Below are 19,214 nucleotides of genomic sequence, written 5' to 3'. Positions count from 1 at the left end.
CTACGCTTTCTTTTCTTCGCTTTTTGCACTTTGTTCATCAGCTTTAAAAGCGGCGGTTTCTTGCTTTTCTTCTATTTTTTGTATATCTTTTTTATCATCAGAGCTCATCTCATCTTTAAAGGTTTTAATTCCTCTGCCCAAACCCTTTGCCAGCTCAGGTATTTTCTTAGCACCAAAAAGTAAAACTATTATAAGTAAGATAATTAACCACTGTCCAGGTCCTATAGAACTCAATCCCATTTACTCTCCTTTATCATTCCACAGCTGTAAAATATTATCGACATTATATCTTGTAATTCTTAATTTTTCAGCCTTAAATATATTTTTTAACTCATCATAAGCAATATTTACATCATCATTGATTATAAAATAATCATACTCTTTTAAAAAGTTCATCTCCAAGCTAGCATTATGCAAACGTTGCTTTAAATTATCATCATTTGTAGCTCTATTATTAAGCCTTTGCTTTAAAGTAAATAAATCCTTTGTGCTAACAAAGACCGAACAAAGCTTATCTTTTAGGCTATTTTTAACCTGCATAAAACCTTGCACATCTATATCAAACACGACTATTTTATTGGCATTTAAAGCATCTAAAACCTCTTTTAACGAGGTTCCGTAGTAATTATCATGAACCTTGGCATATTCTAAAAAATCACCATTTTGAATTTTTTTCTCGAAACTATCCCTGCTTATAAAATGATAATTTATCCCGTCTTTTTCCTTTTCCCTAGGCGCTCTTGTAGTGTAGGATACGGAAAAATAAAGTTCGTCCTTAAAATCCTCTAAGAGTTTTGATAAAAGCGTGGATTTTCCAGCACCACTTGGGCCAGAAAGCAGCAAAATATAACCTTGCTTCAAGCCTTATCCTCTCCAAAATTTATGTTTATATGTATGTTCATATTCATACCTTTTAAAGCAGCCTTTAGTGTTTCATCTTTTATGCTCGAGTTTATGGCTCCGGCTATACTTTTGCTAAGCTCATCTATAATTTCATTATTATTTGCTTGGCTAACTTCCTTGTTTGCTGACTCTTTTTCTTTTATATTGTCATTTTGCACTATTTCTCCAAGTGCTATTTGCATATCCTCTTGACTTATATTTTCAAGGTCGCTTTCAAAGGATTTATCAAGACTATCTGTTCTTTGAACTTTTATATCTAAGCCATCAGCAACTTTATCATCTTTTTGATTATCCATTTCATCTAAGATCGCAAGCTCTTCTTTAATCTGCTCTTGAACAGACTTGTTGTTATCTTGCACAGGATTATCATCTAGTAAAACAGGCTTAATATCTAGGCTATCGTCTGCTTGCTCCTCTTCTTGGCCTATAAATTTAGCGTCATTTGGTATATCATCAAAGTTAATTTTCTCCTCTTCCTTCTCCTCAACCACAAAAGGAAGTTCGCTATCAGGCTCATTGCTTTCACTTGGCAAACTTATCTCATCATCTAAGGATAAATCAACCTTGCTATCTTCTTGCTTATCATCTATGTCATCAAGGACAGACTCATCATTTAATGTCGCTTCATCAACACTAGGCTCATTTACAATAGCGTTTTCTTCATCTGTTAAATTTGTACCGCTAGATAAATCATCCTTTGGCTCATCTGCTAAAGTTATCTCATCAGAGGAATTATCTTTTACATCTTGCAAATTCTCATTAAGATTTTCATCACTATTTGTTTTGCTTGCTTCATCATCATTAGCTACTTCATTAGCAAGAGTATCTGGCTCTAACGGCTTGTCTGTGTCATCATGAGTTAAACCGTCTTTATCAAATTCATCAAATTCTAAAGAATCTAAGTCTATCCTCATATCATCATAAGGATTTTTATCAATAGCAACGCTGCTTTCTAAATTCGCATCTTCACTATTTATATTTGTCTTGGCATTTTCTTGTTTTTCATCCTCAGCTTGTATCTTGCTAGGCTCATCTATTTGGTTATTTAAATCATCTGCTAAATTTATATCGCTGGATAAATCATCCTTTGGCTCATCTGCTAAAGCCATCTCATCAGAATAATTATCTTTTAAACCATCTTGTAAATTCTCATTAAGATTTTCATCACTTTTTGTTTCATCTACCTCGTTAGAACCAAATATGTATTTCTCATCCTCTTGTTTATCCTGCAAGGCAAAATTTGTATCTATCTCATCCTCACTTAAATCCTGCGTATCTATCTTTTCATTTTTTTCGCCTGCACTCATCTTAAGGGCTGCATCCAAATCGCCCTCATCAAAATTCTCATCTTGCCCTTCATCTGTAGCTTGCTTTTCATCTTTTACATCATCGAAATTCAAAGATGAAACATCAAGTTCGAACGCTTCATCATTTTGTGTATTTTGATTTTTTTCTTCACTCTCACTGCTTGATTCTTCCTCTACTAAGGCCACATTGTCGCTACTATTTTCATCTGCGGTATTTTGCTCATCTTTTATATCATCAAAATCTAAAGATCTTACATCAAGTTCAGCGCTTTCATCATTTGCTACATTTTGACTAATGTCAGCACCATTATCTTTTGCTTCATCCTCTGTTTTATCCTCTGTTAAAATTACTGTCTCGCCGCTATCTTGTATAAGCTTGATTAAATCAGTTGGTAAAAAAGGCTTGTGTATGCTTATATAAAAATTTTCATTATTATCTTGATTTTTAGGGCTTAAATATATCAACTTAGATGAATTTTCGCTAAGAGTTTTTAAATCAGCTTTTACATCGCTATCTATTATGATAACATCGGCACTTAAGCCGTCTTTATAATCCTCTTGTTCCTCAAAGTCATACCCTATTTTCTCTGCACTAAGCTTTACAAGCTTGGATATAATCGGGTTTTTATTTAAAAGTAAAATTTTCATAAATAAATCCTTAAAAAAGCCACCTATTTTATCACATTATAAATTATTTATTACTTATATAAAAAATAAAGTTTCTATATTTGAAAAAACTTTTAACATAAGTGCTTTAAAATGTTGCATCATAATTAATAAAATGCTTATTAAAACAGCAAAAGCCAGGGCAATTTTAATAGGATATCCAACCACTAGTAAATTAAACTGCGGCATGGTTTTCATCAAAAGCCCAAAAATAAAATCAGCCAACAAGGATATAGCAAGCACAGGAAAAGCCATGGTAAAGCCTATTAGAAAGATATTTAACATAGCTGTGCTTATGTATTTGAACAAATTTTCATTTGGATAAAACTCGCCCAAAACAATGTAATCCAAAGAATTAGCGATAAAAAGTAATATCAAGTGATGTCCATCAAAGGCCAGGAAAAACAATAATGCCAAAAGATGTAAAATTTGTGAGGTTATGGGAGAATTTACGCCAGAGCTTGGGTCTATTACAGTTGCCATAGTAAAACCCATGGTAAATGAAATTTGCTCTCCTGCCATTTGTATGATAGCAAATACCATTGTAAGAATTAAGCCGCTTATTATCCCTAGCAAAACCTCGCTTAGTATTTGAAGTATAAAAAAACTATTGTAACTAGGTGTGTTAAGCTGGGCTAATGGATACAAAAACATAGTTAAAAGCAAGGATAAAGAAGCCTTGATAATCATTGGTATGCTGTTATGCGAAAAGAAAGGAAAGAAAACAAAAAGTCCGCTTACTCTAGCGAACAAAAGCATGAATTTAGCAACATTTTCATCGCCTAAATAATTAATAAATTCCATCTTTATTAAGGTGATAAATTTTATCGCACAAGGAGGCTAATTTGTTGTCATGAGTAACAAAAAGCATAGCGGCCTTGTTTTCTCTTACATAATCTTTAAGTATGCTCATAACATTTAAGGCGTTTTCATTATCCAAATTTCCCGTGGCCTCATCAGCAAAAATCAGCTTAGGTTTTTTACAAAGAACCCTTGCTATACTTACTCTTTGTTGTTGTCCTCCGCTTAGCTTTGTTATCTTTTTGCTTATAAGCTCATAAATACCTAATTTTTTTAAAATGCTCATATCGAGTTCTTTGCTAGATAAAACAGAGGCAAGTTCGATATTTTCTAAGGTAGAAAAGCCTTTAAAAAGATAGTGCATTTGAAAAATTATGCCAAAAAAATACCTGCGTATCCTAAGTTTTTCACTATCGCTTAAGGAGTATATATCTAAATTTTGAAAAAAAATCTTGCCATCATCTGGCTTTAAAAGCGTGGATAAGATATGCAAAAGAGTGGATTTGCCACAGCCACTGCTACCTTGAATAGCTACGCACTCACCCTCTGCTAAAGATAAATTTAGATTGCAAAAGAGCGGATAATCAAAACTTTTGCTAATACCTTCCGCTCTTAATATTTGCATTTTAACTCATTTGTGCTGCAACCTCAGCAGCGAAATCTTCATTTTTCTTTTCAAGACCTTCGCCCACTTCAAACCTTACAAAGTCTAAAATTTGTATCTTGGTGCCAAGTTCTTGTTCTTTTTGTTTTATAACTTGCTCAACAGTTTTTTTATCATCTAAAACATAAAACTGACCCATAAGTGTGAGCTTAGAATCAAGCTGTGAATTGTCTGCTATGAAGCTATTTAACTTGCCTGGAATTATATTAGCCCAAATTTTTTCAGGCTTATTTTGAGCTTTTAATTCAGCCTTAATTTCCTCTTCCTTGGCCTTTAAAATATCCTCATTTAGTTGCTTTCTACTAGCATATTTAGGAATTTTATGCTCAGGTTTGTTAGGGTCTTTTAATCTTCTTCTTTCCTCGTTTTCCTTTTCAAGCTCAGCCACCAAGGCCTTATACTCAGCTTCAACAAAGTCAAGGTCTAAATCCTCGTATGAAAGATAACTAGGCTTCATAGCCGCTATGTGCATGCAGAGCTGCTTTAGAAAATCTCTAACCTTAGTAGTTGCTTCTTCACTATCGCAACTTGCTGCTATTACAACTCCAACTCTGCCATTTGTGTGTATGTAACCATTCACAACGCCGTTATTTTCAGCTTTTAAAGAGGCGAAACGACGAACAACCAAATTTTCTCCTATGGTTGCAATTTGTGTTTTTAAATACTCTTCAAAAGGAGTTCCGTTAATAACGCTTTTATGTAGTTCCTCAACAGTGCTTAAAGAATTCTCTTGTATGTGTTTTGTAGTATCCTTAGTAAGTGCTATAAACTGCTCATTTTTCGCAACAAAGTCTGTTTCAGAGTTTATCTCACTAACTGTAGCACTTTTAAAATCAGGACTAATCACAACATCCACTAGACCCTCAGCAGCTAATCTATCAGCCTTTTTAGCAGCTTGACCAAGTCCTTTTTCTCTAAGATATTTAACAGCCTTTTCGAAGTCTCCATCTACTTCTTTTAAGGCGTTTTTGCAGTCCATCATACCAGCACCGGTGCTTTCTCTTAGTTCTTTTACCATTTGTGCAGTAATTTCAGCCATTATTTATCCTCTCCCTTAAAATCTTCCTCGCTAAATTCCTCACTCATAGCCTCTTCTAGCACTTCTTCTTTTTCCTCATCGCTTATTTCAACTTCAACTTTTTGTTCATCTAAAAGATCCGCATCTTGCTCTCTTAAATTCTTACCCTCATTTATAGCCTCAGCCATTTCTTGACAAAAGAGCTGTACAGAGCGGATAGCATCATCATTGCCAGGAATTGGGTATGTTACGCAATCTGGGTCACAATTTGTATCAAGCGGAGCAACTACAGGAATTTTTAGTCTGTTAGCCTCAGCAACAGCTATCTTTTCCTTAACAGTATCTATAACAAAAATCATATCAGGTTGGCTTTTTAAGTATCTAATGCCTCCTAAATAGGCTATTAACTTTTCTTTTTTTCTTGAAAGCATTAAAGCTTCTTTTTTAGTAAGCAATTCTACGCTTCCATCTTCTTCCATTTTTTCTATGATTTCTAATTTTCTTATGGATTGTTTTATAGTGCCAAAATTTGTCATCATGCCGCCAAGCCATCTATGATTTACATAAGGCATGCCGCATTTTTCGGCGTATTCTTTTATAGCTGCGCTTGCTTGTTTTTTAGTTCCAACAAAAAGTATGGTTTTACCCTCAGCCGCGGCGTCTCTTACTATGTTGTAAGTGTATCTAAAATACCTAAGGGTTTTTTGTAAGTCTATTACATAAATTCCCTTTCTTTCTCCGAAGATGTATTTTTTCATCTTAGGATTCCAGCGTCTGGTTTGGTGTCCAAAATGCACACCGCATTCTAGCAAGTCTCTCATACTTACCATAATATCTCCTTGAAATTTAGGTTTTTCCCTCCGCACCCCTTAGCTTTAAAGCAACCTAAAAAGAATTGGTGCGTGTGAAATAAAGGCTAGATTATATCAAAATTAAGTTTATATTTTGCTTACTTTTAGTAGAAACAAAAGCACCTTTTACAGTGCTTTTGTGTTTTATTAGTGTAGGTTAGCCCAAATTTTGCGTTTCCAAGCTATAGCAAATACGCTTAAGATTACAAAGAAAACCATTATGTAAATTCCTAGGCTTTCTCTTTCTTCTTTCTTGCTATCACCTACCTTTTCTATATAAGAAAGAACCTTAGCTTGAGCTTCTTCGTTGAGCCCAACTCTTGGCATAGCAGTTCCTGCAAGGAGTTTTTGAGTATTATTTGTGAAATTATTTATATACTCATAGCCTCTTGAGCGAATCATCATAGACAAATCAGGTGGAACTGTGCCTAAATAATTTTTCAAATCACTATGTGCTGAAAGAGATTTGAAAGAATCATATCTCATATCATGACATCTTCCGCAAGCTTCTATGAAAGTATTTTTCTCCTTAGCAAAAGCTAATTCTTTTTCTATCATAGTCTTATTTGCTTCAGGGCTCAAATCTGTGATTTTAGAGTATTTATCCTCTATTTCTTTTTTAAATTCAGCACTCTTAGCCTCGTCATATTGTTTTCCTACTTCTTTTAAGTAAGCTATAACATTTGCTATATTTTCGTTCACAACTTCTGTAGGATCGCCTATACTTTCATTATAAGCTGTCATCACAAAGGCTTCGCCAAATTTATGGTCTACCTTTAAAGCTACTGAAGGATTATATATAAGAGCAGCTAGGAATTTTTCGTCATAAAGCAAGCCAGCTGAACTTAAATCAGGAGGTAAAACGCCATATATGGAAGAATCGGGTATGTTTCCCTCAAGTCCAGCACTTTTTAAGCCGTGACAAGCATAGCAATTTGTTGCAAAAAATTCAGCTCCCTTAGTAGCGTCACCCCTGCTTAAATCGCCCATCTGCTCTACTCTATCCCAAAGTTTTTGATTAGCATCTAAGCTGTTTTGTGCCACATCTAAGCTTTTTTGCGCCCCACTTAGCTTTGCCTCGGCAGCTTTTATAAGCTCTGCGTCATTGCTTGTTTTTGCTTTTTCTAGCTCTTCATTTGCTAAATTTAACTCTTTTTGTCTGAGCTCTAAAACAGACTTTGCGAAACTTATATCCTCTTCAGCAAAATTAAAATTTGCAGGACTTACATGAGGTTTCATAACAGAATGCGCGTAAGGTTCAACACCCCAATAAACCAGAGCCGTAAAACAGGCTACTACAAAAAATATTTTTAATTCTCTCATCTTTTAACCCCTTTTATTTTCCGCTCTAGTTATCAAAGGTAAAACCACAAGTAAAAGTAATAAGAATACTATTGAAGCAAAGAAACCAACCCAAGCATTAATTCCGGTTGGAGGTAGTTTGCCATAAACTGTTAGGACTATTAAATCTATCACTAAAAGCCAGAACCATATAAAAAATTTAGGTCTGTGGTGAGCTGGTTTTACTACATCGCTTCTATCTAACCAAGGAAGCAAGAAGAATATTACTTGAGCTATACCAAAGGCAACTAAGCCTATATCAAAGGCTGATATTTTTAAGCCAAAGAGATTTATATCAAAGAAAAATCCTCTTAAAACCTCATAAGACCATAAGAAATACCACTCAGGATATATATGTGCTGGAGTTTTAAGCGCATCGGCTGGGTCGAAATTTATAGGATCCATTGCAAAATTATAGTTAAAGCACACAAGATAGAAGAAAAATATCATAAAGATACAGATATACATAAAGTCCTTAGATAAAAAGGCTGGCCAAAAAGGAATTACCTTAGAACCCTTTGTGTCTCCTTTTTTATACTTCTCAGCTTCTATATCAAAGTCTATTTCTTCAGCTATTTCGTTATTTACATGAGGAATTCTAAGAGCATAAAAGTGAAATACTATAACCATTATTATAACTATAGGTAGCAAACATACATGAAGCATAAAAAATCTCGTAAGTGTAGGATCAGCCACAGCGTAATCCCCTCTTATCCATATAACAAGCTCATCGCCTATAAAAGGAACTCCGCCAAAAAGATTAGTAATAACTTGTGCAGCCCAAAAGCTCATTTGTCCCCAAGGAAGCATATATCCACTAAAGGCTTCCGCTGAAAAAAGCACAAAAAGAAGCATACCGCTTATCCATATCATCTCTCTGCCTCTTTTATAAGAGCCATAATATATAGCAGTAAGCATATGTATGTAGATAATCAAAAAGATTACAGAAGCTGCAACACCGTGCATATGTCTCCAAAGCCAGCCATACTCAACCTCTTGCATTATAGTTTTATTTACGCTATCAAAGGCCAAGGCAGCATCTGGCTTATAATACATAAGTAAAAATAAACCACTTATAAAAAGTATGCTAAAAAGAACTGTTAGGATAACACCCATAGCCCATAAGAAATTTATTTGCTTAGGTATCCAATACTCCACCATTAAAACATTAACTAGTTTTTTAACTGCTAGTCTTTGATCAAGCCAATCAATAAAGCCTTCAGCTTTTCTAATATGTGCCATCTTAAGCCTCCGCTATCATTTTTTGATATTCAGGACCCTCTTCACCTAAAACTAGCTTAGTTCCGTCTATCTTAAATGGAGGTATATCAAGAGGTCTAGGAGGTGGTCCAAAGGTATTTATGCCATCTGTGTTAAATTCTCCGCCGTGACAGGCGCATTTAAATTTTTGCTCACTGGCTGAAAAGGCAGGTATGCAACCTAAGTGAGTGCAAAGTCCTATCAAAACAACATAAGGAGAGTTATCTATGCTGATTTCTCTCTTAGGATTTTGAGGCATACTAGAACTTTTTTTGAGAATAAAAATAGGCTTTTTACGCCATTCTATCGTTCTTAGCTCACCTTCTTGCATTCCGGATAAATCCACTGTGGTAAATCCAGCGGCTCTTACACTTGGAAGCGGATCCCAAGTCTTTTTCATAGCAACAAGCGAAAAGGCTCCGCCCACAGCAGCTACAGTGCCAAATGCAAAGCCTATAAAACTTCGTCTACCTTGCGATTCTAGCATTATAAGTCCTTTCTTGAGAAAAGTTTGTACAAAAAATTTAATAACTTGTCATTGTATCTTAAGAAAAATAAAATTTTTCTTTAAACTAATGCTTGGATATAAAATAAAGACAAATGGTTACAAAATGAATTTCATATCAAATATTTTCGCACGAAAGACGCAAACTATCATCCTCTTCTTTAAATGTATATAAAATTTCATCGCTTTTATATGATATTTCTTTTTTCACAGTATCTTTTTTACTATCATAGTTAAGAACTTCTTGCAAACTTTTACTAATCAAGGTCTTTATACTCATCTTCATACCGTGGCTTAAATTTTTGATGAATTTTCCATCTATTTGGCTTGTATCCCTAACAACAGTAAGTTTTGCATCAAAGCCCAAATCATTTAGCAAATCATAAAGCTTTATCTTATCATTAGCATAAGCTACATCATCAAGAATTGAGTGATAGGATATGTATTTGATTTCACTAGACTTAGCCTGTATTTTTAAATGTTCTTCATCTAAGATATTTCTAATCCTAGACCTTGCATTTGAAAAATAATTAGGCGAGAATTTATTACTATTCCACATAGTTTTATCAAAGCCGCGTAAGGAAAAATGCTCGTAATCCAAAGGAATTATACCTGTGCTTGAATGTAAGGTATAATCTATTTCTTTACCAAAACCTATAAACCTCCAAGGTATAATGGCGTATCCTGAATTATCGACCACGCAGTCCACATTCCAAGGTGAAATTTTAGCCACAAGATGCGCCAGATAACCGCCGTGCGAAGTTCCCAAAAAGATATGTTTTAAACGCCCCCCCCCGTTTGAAATTTTAAAAGGCGGATTTTTTTTGATATGAAGCAGTGCATTTACTATATCAGTAGCACTCATAATGCCAAAATTATTGTATTCATTTTTAGTGGGAATTAAAGTAACGCTAAGATTCATACGATAGCTCCTAGCTATCTCAAAATCAGCCTTTAACTTGGCAATCTTTTTATCCAAAAAATCAAATAAAAGATGTTCTTTTTTTGTTATTCGCAACTTATTTAGCGGCATAAATTTCTTAGGTATATTTATGCCTATACTAGAACAAGCCTGAGATAGTATGAAAATATCTAAATCATCCAAGACTACCTTGCAGCCCGTTTGGGTTCTATTGCCTATACAGTGGTACTGCACCAAACACACAGCTACATTAAAATTCTGCGCACTATAACTTGCTAAGTGTTCTAAATAGCTAGAATTATTATCCTCTCCAAGTCCTGGTATGATAAATAAAATAGCCTCTATTTCTTTTTCATCATCAAAGCTAAGGCTAAATTCCAGCAAGGATTCTCTTTTTATGTTAAGCTCTACATCATCGCAGGATTTTATCTCATATTTTTTAATTTGTAGCATTTTTAGCCCCTAGTTTTATGTGAATTTGAAGTATATCAAGTGCAGCAGGAGTAATGCCACTTATCATACTTGCAGCATAAAGGGTTTTTGGAGAGTTTTTTTCTAGCTTTTCAACGACTTCATTACTAAGCCCACTAATGCTTTTAAAATCAAAATTTGCAGGTATTTTTAGCTCACTTAAAGAACGCATTTTTTCGATTTGCTCTTTTTGCATAGCTATGTAGTGATGATATTTTGCCTCGTTTAAAATTTCATTTAAGCTATACTCGTCTAAATTTTCAAAATTTTTGTCTAGTTTTTTTAGTTTTTCTCTGTTAAAAGAAGCTCTTGCTACTATCTTTTGCAAAGAGATTATAGAGCTTATTTTATCCTCATTTATACTTTCTAAGAATTCATTATTTTCTTTATTTGGTCTAAGCTCGGTATTTAAAAGATAGTCTAGCCCATTATCTATTTTTTCTTTTAGCTTTCTTATTATTGAAATTTCATCCTCATTTATAAGCTTGTATTTATAGCCATATTCAGATAGTCTTAATATAGCGTTTTCCTCCCTTAAAAGTAAGCGATACTCAGCCCTTGAGGTAAACATCCTATATGGTTCTTGTGTGCCCTTTGTTACCAAATCATCTATCAAAACACCTATATAAGCCTCATCTCGTCCTAGTATAAAGCTTTCCTTTTCATCGCAGGCTAAAACCGCATTTATCCCTGCCATAAAGCCTTGTGCTGCAGCCTCTTCGTAGCCTGTTGTGCCGTTTATCTGCCCTGCACAGTATAAATTTTTTATCTTTTTTGTTTCTAAGCTGTGTTTAAGCTCGGTTGGGTTTATATAATCATACTCTATTGCGTATCCAAAACGTGTTATTTTAGCATTTTCAAAGCCCTTTATACTTCTTAGCATTTCTTTTTGCACATCATAAGGCAAGGAGGTTGAAAAGCCGTTTATGTAGTATTCTGTAGCAGCCCTTGTTTGCGGCTCTATGAAAAGATGATGAGAATTTTTATCAGCAAAGCGGTTGATTTTATCTTCTATTGATGGGCAATACCTAGGTCCCACTCCCTCAATCTGTCCCGTAAAAAGCGGTGCTCTTGTGAAATTTGCTCTTATAATATCGTGTGTTTTTTCATTTGTTCTTGCTATGTAGCAAGGAAGTTGTTTGGGGTTAAAATTCTTAGTCCTAAAAGAAAAGGGCTTTGGCTTTTCATCTCCGTGCTGAATTTCAAGCTCTTTAAAATTTATGCTTTTTGCATCTACTCTTGGACAAGTGCCTGTTTTTAGCCTACCAAGCTTAAAACCCATATCGCTAAGCGAGTTTGAAAGCTCATAAGAGGCTAATTCTCCCACCCTACCAGCCTTGATTTTTTGCTCTCCTATATGTATAAGTCCGCTTAAAAAAGTGCCTGTTGTAAGTATGATTTTTTTGGCGAAATAAGTATTGTTTAAATTTGTCTTAAGCCCTATGACTTCATCATTTTTAAAGATAAAACTTAAAACTTGTTCTTGCGAAAGCTCTAAATTCTCAAGCTCAAAAAGCTTATTTCTAGCATAAATTTTATACATATCCATATCAATTTGTGCTCTGCTTCCACGCACCGCCGCACCCTTGCTTTCATTTAAAATTCTAAACTGAAGCCCTGCTAAATCAGTAATTTGCCCCATCAAAGCACCCATAGCGTCTATTTCTTTGACTAGATGTCCCTTTGCTAGTCCTCCTATAGCCGGGTTGCAAGATGCAGCTGCGATTTGCTCTATAAGCGTTGTTAAAAGTAGGGTTTTTTTTCCCATTTTAGCACACACGGCACTTGCTTCAAGTCCGGCGTGTCCTCCACCAACCACGATAATATCAAAATTCATATTAGCCTTTTACATAGTTTTTGAGCTATTTTAGCATAAAGAATTAAATTGTTTTTAAAATATTTTAGCTATAATTACGTCCTAAAAAACGAGGTTTGAAGTGAAAACATTAAGCAAAGCTACCTTAGTGGCTTGGTTTTTTCTCATCTTAGCCATAGTAGCAGAGGTTCTTGGCACTAGCTTTTTAAAACAAGAAAATATCTTTTACGCACTTTTTATGATGAGCATTTTTATAGCACTTTCTTATTATTTTATGGGAAAGGCTATAGTTAAAATTCAAGTTGGTATAGCTTATGCAGTTTGGGAGCTTTTGGGTGCGGTTTTAATCATACTTGTAGCCTTTTTTGTCTTTGATGAAAGACTAAGTTCAATGCAAATGCTAGGACTAATACTAGCCTTTATAGGCATAATAATGATAAATTTAGGCGAGGCAAAACACTAATGTATATCTTTATCATCATCTTTTCAGCCCTGCTTGACATAATCGCAAATTTACTCTTAAAAAAATCAGACGGCTTTAAGCATTATCTTTGGGGGCTTGCTTCTATCTTTTTTGCTATCTTAGCCTTTGTGCTTTTGTATTTTAGCCTTGAGTATGTGCCTCTTAGTGTGGCTTATTCTACCTGGGGTGCCTTTGGCATTATAGGCACTTGCTTGGGAGGCTATATCTTTTTTAAGGAAAAGCTAAATTTTATAGGCATATTAGGCATAGTTGTAGTGATAATAGCCGTGATCTTGCTAAATTTATAAATTAAGATAAATCTTGTTTTTTTTGATATAATCCTTGCAAAAAATAAAAGGACAAGATATGAAAAAATTTGAAGTAGATAATGTAAATTGTGCTAACTGTGCGAATTTGATTAAAAACGCTTTAAGGGCTGATTTTGGCGAGGTTGAGGTGGATTTTTCAACAAAACCAGCCATACTTAGTCTTGAGCTAAGCGATGATAAGATAGAAAATTTAAAAGAGGCTTTGAGCGATTTAAATTTCCCTATTTTAAGGGCTTTGTAATGCAAGAATTAAGACTTAAGATAGGAAAGATGAGCTGTGTAAATTGCTCAAATTCCATAGAAAAGCTTTGTAAAAAGATAGACGGAGTTAGCGAGGCTTCCGTATCTTTTGTGAATTCTAGCGGGGTTTTTTTGCTAGAAAAAGAAAATATTAAGGATAAGATTGTAGAAAAGATAAGATCTCTTGGCTTTGAAGTCTTAAAAGATGAGGAGGATATAAAGGACTTTAAGTTAAAAGAGCTAAACAAGCTTAAATACACCCTTGTTTCTAGTATTTTTATAAGCCTTGTTTGTATGCTTTTTAATATGTATTTACATAGTGAGCTTTCAAGTCTTATCCAGCTTATACTTGGAGTCATTGGGATTTTTTACTGCGGTAAAAGCTTTTTCATAAATGCTTTTAAGGCACTTTTGCATAAGTCTTTGGATATGAATACCTTAGTATCTTTGGGACTGCTTTCAGCCTTTAGTTACTCTATGCTTACATTTTTGGGATTTTTTAACACACATTTATATTTTGCAGAAGCTAGTATGATAGTAAGCTTTGTTTTGCTTGGGAAATTTTTAGAGGAAAATGCTAAATTAAAGGCTCTTTCTTATCAAAAAAATTTACAAAGCAAGGATCTTAAGTATGCAAGAATTTTAGATGAAAAGGGCGAGGAAAGGCAAATTTTAAGCTCCTTAGTAAAAGAAGGCGATATAATGCTTTTAAAACAAGGAGATACCTTAAGTGCCGATGGCGTAGTGATTAACGGCGAGGGCGAGCTTGATACTAGTGCGATAAATGGCGAATTTGTGCCTGTTTTAAAAAGACCTAATGATGAGCTTTTAGCAGGTTGCGTTTTAGTTTCTGGTATGCTTAAGGTAAGGGCTAGTAAAAAGGCTATGGATAGCAAGATAGAGCTTATTAAAGATCTTGTTTTTAAGGCTAGCGAGCAAAAGCTTCCTATATCTAGGATAGTTGATAAAATTTCAGCTTATTTTGTGGCTTTTATAATATTTATCTCAGCCTGTGTTTTTGCTTTTTGGTTTTTTAAATCCGGCCTAAATGAGGCTTTTTTACACACAAGTGCGGTTTTATTGATATCTTGTCCTTGTGCCTTAGGACTTGCCACTCCACTTGCTTTGGTTTTAGCCCTTTCAAATGCTATGAAAAGCTTTGTGCTTATTAAAAACCCAGCTTCTTTGGAGCATTTTAGAAAGGTAAAATTTGCCCTTTTTGATAAAACGGGCACGCTTACTAAAGATAGCTTAGAGCTTTTTAAGCATAATTTAGATGAAAAAGATTTTCTTTTAGCAGCAAATATCGAAAAACTAAGCTCTCATCCCATAGGCAAAGCCCTAGCAAAATACTCTACAAACAAAAGCCTAAGTGGCAAGGTAAGCACCATAAACTCAAGAGCTATGCTATATGAAGAAAATAATGATACTTACGCACTTTGTAATAAAAAATTCATAGAAGAGCAAGGCTTTATCATAGAGAAAAAAGATGAGGACTTTGTAAGGCAAAATTCAAGGTTTGCACCCGTGCTTGTGTATTTTGTAAAAAACGGCACTTGTAAGGGCGTAATATGCTTAAAAAATGAGCCTAGAAAAGAAAGCTATGAGTTAATATCATATCTTAAAGAGCAAAATATCACTCCTGTTATACTAAGCGGAGATAATGAAAACAGCGTAGCCTTGTGTGCTAAAGAACTAGGCATAAAACAGTATCACTCTAATTTATCTGTTGAGGACAAGATAGACTTTGTTAAAAAATACCAAGAACAGGGACTAGTGCTTTTCGTTGGAGACGGTATAAACGATAGCGCTGCTTTAAAACTTGCAAATATAAGTGTGGTTATGAATAATGGCTCTGATTTTACCAAAAATGTAGGAGATTTTATCCTGCTAGAAGATGATTTAAGTAGGCTTAAGTATTGCTTTAAGCTTTCTAAAAAAACTTTTGCTTTAATAAAACAAAATTTATTTTGGGCTAGTATTTACAACGGCTTTTGCATTCCTATAGCAGCTGGTTTTGTGCCTTTTATAAAACTAAGTCCTCACCTAGCAGCCCTAGCTATGTGTTTTTCATCCTTAACTGTGGTTTTAAATTCCCTAAGACTTAGAGGATTTAAGGCTTAGTATAGATAATAAAAAGTTAAGCACGGCCGAGTAAAAATTTATGCTGCTAAAATTTTATATTTGATAAAATTAGAAATTAAATAAATTTTTATAAAAAATTTCTAGGACTAACATGAACAATCATGATAAAAAATACATCTTCGTAAATTTGCCTACTTGGCTTGGAGATGCTGTTATGTGCTCTGCGGCTTTAAAGGCTTTGTTTGCACATTTTAAAGACTATCATTTTGTCTTATTTGGCTCCTTTGTATCTTGTGAGCTATTTAAAGATTTACAAAATGTAAGCATAGAGCTTGAAAACAAAAAAAAGCGTTATCTAAACTACATAAAATTTGCTAAAAAATATAAGTTTGATTATGCCTTTTCCTTTAGAAGTGCAGCTTCAGCTAGAATTTTACTCTTTCTTTTAAAGACAAAAAAAAGATATGTTTATAATAAATACAAACACCAAGACAAACACCAAGTGCTTAGATACATAAAATTCATAGAAGAAAGCTTGAATATAGACATAGAGGATAAGGAGCTTTTCTTGCCCTTTAAAAAGATAAAAAGCGATAAAAAGCTACTTGGTATAAGTGCAGGAGCTAAGTATGGAGAGGCTAAGATATGGGAGCCAAGTTATTTTGCAAGCTCTGCTTTAAGCCTTAAAGATACTCACACCATCTTACTCTTTGGTTCAAAAGAAGAGCTTGAGCTTAATAAAAGCATAGAAGAAGAGCTTTTAAAAGGCGGTGCTAGGGTTGTGAATTTATGCGGAAAAACTAGTATAAAAGAGCTGTGTGAACATATCTCAAGTCTAGATTTATTATTATGCAATGATAGCGGTGCTATGCACATAGGTGCTGTTTATAAGATAAAAACCGCAGCTATCTTTGGTCCTACAAATTTCACAAAGACAAGCCCTTGGCTAAATGAAAACGCAAGGCTTCTTCATTTAAATTTACCTTGTATGCCTTGTATGAAAAGGATTTGCCCCCTAAAGCATAATGCCTGTATGAGGGACTTAAAGCCAGACTTTGTGATAAGTGTGCTTAAAGACTTAGTATGATTTTATAAGTGCCTCCGTCATTTATCACAGAAAAGTCTTTATCTACTATCTTGCCATTTTTATTTTTACACTCCATAAAAACCTTTGTAGCAAGTCCTCCTATCTCCTCAGTTTTTACCACCTCGCAGCTATTTATATCATCTATGCCACTTTTTAAGGAAAGTATCTTTTTTTCGCTCTCCTTATCGATGTCTTCCTTGCTTAACTCACTTTGCACGCTAGCTGGCACATAAACAAGCTTTTTAGCCCTTCTTATATCATCTTCTTGTATAGCCTTTATGTAATCTTTACTTACATAAGTAGGATTGTTTGTAGAACAAGCTGTAACAAAGAGTGCTAAAAGGCAAAAAAATAAGAAATTTTTCATTTTTATCCTTTGATTTTTTGTGCAAATTATAGCCTTTTAAGTTAAATTTTCTTTACTTAAATTTGTTAAACTTTTTCGCAGAAAGGATGAAAAGTGCGTGATTGTATGCAGTATCTGCCCTATATGCAAAAGATAGATTCTACGATGTTTGAAAAGGTTTTATCCTTAAGAGATACTTATGAAAGCGATATTTACACAAAAAAAGATGTCTTAAAAGCCCTAAATTCAAGCCATACAAGCATAGAGGATTTAAAGGCTTTATTAAGTGTGGAGGCTGAAAATTTCATAGAAGATTTAGCGCAAAAAGCAGCCAAGCTTACTAAAAAATATTTTGGAAACAACAAAGCCCTTTTTACCCCGCTGTATTTGTCAAATTTTTGTGCTAGCAAATGCGTGTATTGTGGCTTTCAAAAGGGAAATAAAATAGCAAGGGCAAAGCTTAGCGAAGCTGAGATAAGAGCTGAAATGAAAGAAATTTCAAAAAGCGGCTTAGAAGAACTTTTACTTTTAACAGGAGAAGGGCGAAACTTTGCTAGTGTTGAGTATATAGCTAGAGCTTGTAAGATAGCAAAGGAGTATTTTAAGGTTGTTGGGGTTGAAATTTATGTTTTAAATGTAGGTGAATACGAGCTTTTGCATAAAAATGGCTGCGATTATGTAACCGTTTTTCAAGAAACTTATAGTCCGCAAAAATATCAAAAAATTCACATCGAGGGCGAAAAAACCGTGATGCCTTATAGATTTTACGCTCAGCAAAGAGCCTTGATGGCTGGTATGAGAGGAGTTGCCTTTGCAGCCTTGCTTGGCATAGATGATTTTAGAAAAGACGCCCTAGCTACTGCACTTCACGCACATTTTTTACAGCAAAGCTATCCTCACGCTGAGCTTTCTTTATCCGTGCCAAGACTAAGACCTATCATAAACAATGCTAAACTTTCTGCTAAGGATGTAAGCGATAAAAGGCTTTTACAGGTGCTTTGTGCTTATAGAATTTTCTTACCCTTTGCGCATATTGTTATTTCAAGCAGGGAAAATGCTAAGTTTAGGGATAATGCCATTAAGATAGCTGCTACAAAGATGAGTGCAGGAGTAAGCGTAGCCATAGGTGAGCACGCAAGTGAGAAAAAAGGTGATGAGCAGTTTGAAATTTCAGACAATAGAAGCGTGAAAGAAATTTTTACTATGCTAAAAGATAAGAATTTTCAGCCTGTGATGAGTGATTATGTGGATTAAAAAAATCATAGCTGTGAGTGATTTAAGCTTAGCCGAGGAAGACTTTTTGCTAAGGCTTGAAAAGCTTTGTAAGGCAAATATAGATAGCTTTATTTTTAGGGCAAAGGAACTTAGCGAATTTGAGTATCAAGATTTAGCCACTGAGGTGCTAAAACTTTGTAAAAAGTATGAAATTCAGTGCATTTTGCATAATTTTGACAGGGTGGCACTAAAGCTAAACCACAGGTATTTTCACTGCCCTTTAAACATACTTTCAAAAGAACCAAGGCTAGTAAAATACTTTCATCTAATAGGCACTTCCATACATAGCGAGGAGGAATTTTACCTTGCAAGGCAGTATAAGTGCAATTATGTCATAGCAGGACACATCTTTGAAAGCTCTTCAAAGCCGAATTTAAAGCCAAAAGGACTAAGCTTTTTAGAAAATCTTTTAAAAGAAAACTCCCTTCCCATTTATGCAATCGGGGGCATAAATTTAGAAAATATTTCCTTGCTTAAAAAATACGACATACACGGGGTTTGCATGAAAAGCGCCTTAATGCAAAATACAAATGTCAAAAAATACATAAAAAAATGCAAAGAGCTAATAAATTTTTGATAAAATAATCTTTTTCATAAAAAACTAGGAGGGTGCTAATGATTGTTAGGGTGGAAAATCCAAATGACAGAACAGCTTATTTAGAGCTTAGCAGAGACGATATAGAGCTTTTGCTTGAGGAATTTGTTTTACACTATGAAAATTTAGACCAGTTTATCACGGCTTTTGACCTTCTTGAGGTAACTTCAAAAGTTAATGATGATTTAAACGAATAACAGTTCTTCCATATGCGTTTTAGGGCGCATATCCTCATCTTTTATATTTTTTTCAAATCCATACAAACTGTG

The 19,214-nt window shown here is 34.4% G+C and carries 21 protein-coding genes; 8 read left to right on the top strand and 13 right to left on the bottom strand.

The features are described 5' to 3' along the window. The 12 genes from CAV_RS01735 to mnmG all read right to left on the bottom strand — a co-directional run bounded on the left by CAV_RS01735 (window position 1) and on the right by mnmG (window position 12,546). Complete coding sequence (locus tag CAV_RS01735) at window positions 1-240, bottom strand: Sec-independent protein translocase subunit TatA/TatB (RefSeq protein ID WP_094324800.1); 240 nt, start codon at window positions 238-240, stop codon at window positions 1-3. Next, window positions 241-861 carry a guanylate kinase gene (gene gmk, locus CAV_RS01730; RefSeq protein ID WP_094324799.1) on the bottom strand — a complete coding sequence of 207 codons (621 nt, stop codon included), beginning with the start codon at window positions 859-861 and terminating at the stop codon, window positions 241-243. It abuts the gene before it with no gap. Further along, window positions 858-2,858, bottom strand: coding sequence for a midas domain-containing protein (locus CAV_RS01725; protein ID WP_094324798.1), 2,001 nt, complete (start codon window positions 2,856-2,858; stop codon window positions 858-860). The genes gmk and CAV_RS01725 overlap by 4 nt, the downstream gene beginning before the upstream one ends. Before the next feature lie 54 nt (window positions 2,859-2,912). Then, window positions 2,913-3,680: a flagellar biosynthetic protein FliR gene (gene fliR, locus CAV_RS01720; protein WP_094324797.1), complete on the bottom strand. Its 768-nt coding sequence runs from the start codon at window positions 3,678-3,680 to the stop codon at window positions 2,913-2,915. Then, complete coding sequence (locus CAV_RS01715) at window positions 3,667-4,302, bottom strand: ABC transporter ATP-binding protein (RefSeq protein WP_094324796.1); 636 nt, start codon at window positions 4,300-4,302, stop codon at window positions 3,667-3,669. Before CAV_RS01715 ends, fliR begins: the two co-directional genes overlap by 14 nt. A gap of 1 nt (window position 4,303) precedes the next feature. After that, entirely contained in the window at window positions 4,304-5,380 is a 1,077-nt protein-coding gene (gene tsf / locus CAV_RS01710; protein WP_094324795.1) for a translation elongation factor Ts, read from the bottom strand. Further along, window positions 5,380-6,189, bottom strand: coding sequence for a 30S ribosomal protein S2 (gene rpsB / locus CAV_RS01705; protein WP_094324794.1), 810 nt, complete (start codon window positions 6,187-6,189; stop codon window positions 5,380-5,382). The genes tsf and rpsB overlap by 1 nt, the downstream gene beginning before the upstream one ends. Window positions 6,190-6,357: 168 nt before the next feature. Continuing rightward, complete coding sequence (locus tag CAV_RS01700; RefSeq protein ID WP_094324793.1) at window positions 6,358-7,533, bottom strand: c-type cytochrome; 1,176 nt, start codon at window positions 7,531-7,533, stop codon at window positions 6,358-6,360. Window positions 7,534-7,536: 3 nt separating this feature from the next. Beyond that, complete coding sequence (locus CAV_RS01695) at window positions 7,537-8,793, bottom strand: cytochrome b (protein WP_094324792.1); 1,257 nt, start codon at window positions 8,791-8,793, stop codon at window positions 7,537-7,539. Between the two features lies 1 nt (window position 8,794). Beyond that, on the bottom strand, window positions 8,795-9,298 hold the full coding sequence (petA, locus tag CAV_RS01690; protein ID WP_094324791.1) for a ubiquinol-cytochrome c reductase iron-sulfur subunit: 504 nt from the start codon (window positions 9,296-9,298) through the stop codon (window positions 8,795-8,797). Window positions 9,299-9,434: 136 nt separating this feature from the next. Next, a complete protein-coding gene (locus CAV_RS01685; protein WP_094324790.1) occupies window positions 9,435-10,691 on the bottom strand; it encodes a DUF2920 family protein in 1,257 nt (418 codons plus the stop codon). Further along, the gene (gene mnmG, locus CAV_RS01680; protein ID WP_094324789.1) at window positions 10,678-12,546 is read right to left on the bottom strand and encodes a tRNA uridine-5-carboxymethylaminomethyl(34) synthesis enzyme MnmG; all 1,869 of its coding nucleotides are present in this window, start codon (window positions 12,544-12,546) and stop codon (window positions 10,678-10,680) included. Before mnmG ends, CAV_RS01685 begins: the two co-directional genes overlap by 14 nt. Before the next feature lie 100 nt (window positions 12,547-12,646). Here mnmG and CAV_RS01675 point away from each other — a divergent pair, with 100 nt between their 5' ends. From CAV_RS01675 to CAV_RS01655, 5 genes are all read left to right on the top strand, one after another. Beyond that, the gene (locus CAV_RS01675; RefSeq protein WP_094324788.1) at window positions 12,647-12,988 is read left to right on the top strand and encodes a DMT family transporter; all 342 of its coding nucleotides are present in this window, start codon (window positions 12,647-12,649) and stop codon (window positions 12,986-12,988) included. Further along, window positions 12,988-13,296, top strand: coding sequence for a DMT family transporter (locus CAV_RS01670; protein ID WP_094324787.1), 309 nt, complete (start codon window positions 12,988-12,990; stop codon window positions 13,294-13,296). Before CAV_RS01675 ends, CAV_RS01670 begins: the two co-directional genes overlap by 1 nt. 58 nt (window positions 13,297-13,354) lie before the next feature. Further along, the gene (locus CAV_RS01665) at window positions 13,355-13,558 is read left to right on the top strand and encodes a heavy-metal-associated domain-containing protein (RefSeq protein WP_094324786.1); all 204 of its coding nucleotides are present in this window, start codon (window positions 13,355-13,357) and stop codon (window positions 13,556-13,558) included. Further along, entirely contained in the window at window positions 13,558-15,681 is a 2,124-nt protein-coding gene (locus tag CAV_RS01660) for a heavy metal translocating P-type ATPase (protein ID WP_094324785.1), read from the top strand. The genes CAV_RS01665 and CAV_RS01660 overlap by 1 nt, the downstream gene beginning before the upstream one ends. A 112-nt stretch (window positions 15,682-15,793) precedes the next feature. Continuing rightward, a complete protein-coding gene (locus CAV_RS01655; protein ID WP_094752795.1) occupies window positions 15,794-16,729 on the top strand; it encodes a glycosyltransferase family 9 protein in 936 nt (311 codons plus the stop codon). On the opposite strand, the gene CAV_RS01650 is transcribed toward CAV_RS01655, so the two are convergent. Then, window positions 16,713-17,096, bottom strand: coding sequence for a nuclear transport factor 2 family protein (locus CAV_RS01650; RefSeq protein ID WP_094324783.1), 384 nt, complete (start codon window positions 17,094-17,096; stop codon window positions 16,713-16,715). The genes CAV_RS01655 and CAV_RS01650 overlap by 17 nt on opposite strands. 93 nt (window positions 17,097-17,189) lie before the next feature. Here CAV_RS01650 and thiH point away from each other — a divergent pair, with 93 nt between their 5' ends. The 3 genes from thiH to CAV_RS08860 are packed head-to-tail and all read left to right on the top strand — an operon-like array spanning window position 17,190 to window position 19,142. After that, a complete protein-coding gene (gene thiH / locus CAV_RS01645; protein WP_245807419.1) occupies window positions 17,190-18,329 on the top strand; it encodes a 2-iminoacetate synthase ThiH in 1,140 nt (379 codons plus the stop codon). Continuing rightward, window positions 18,319-18,927, top strand: coding sequence for a thiamine phosphate synthase (locus CAV_RS01640; RefSeq protein WP_094324782.1), 609 nt, complete (start codon window positions 18,319-18,321; stop codon window positions 18,925-18,927). The genes thiH and CAV_RS01640 overlap by 11 nt, the downstream gene beginning before the upstream one ends. A gap of 38 nt (window positions 18,928-18,965) precedes the next feature. After that, entirely contained in the window at window positions 18,966-19,142 is a 177-nt protein-coding gene (locus tag CAV_RS08860; RefSeq protein WP_157676303.1) for a hypothetical protein, read from the top strand. Window positions 19,143-19,214: the final 72 nt, after the last annotated feature.

Source organism: Campylobacter avium LMG 24591, from assembly GCF_002238335.1.
In the GTDB taxonomy this organism is placed as follows: Bacteria; Campylobacterota; Campylobacteria; order Campylobacterales; family Campylobacteraceae; genus Campylobacter_D; species Campylobacter_D avium.
Note: the sequence above shows the minus strand (reverse complement) of the source record. Positions and strands in the feature narration are given on the sequence as shown.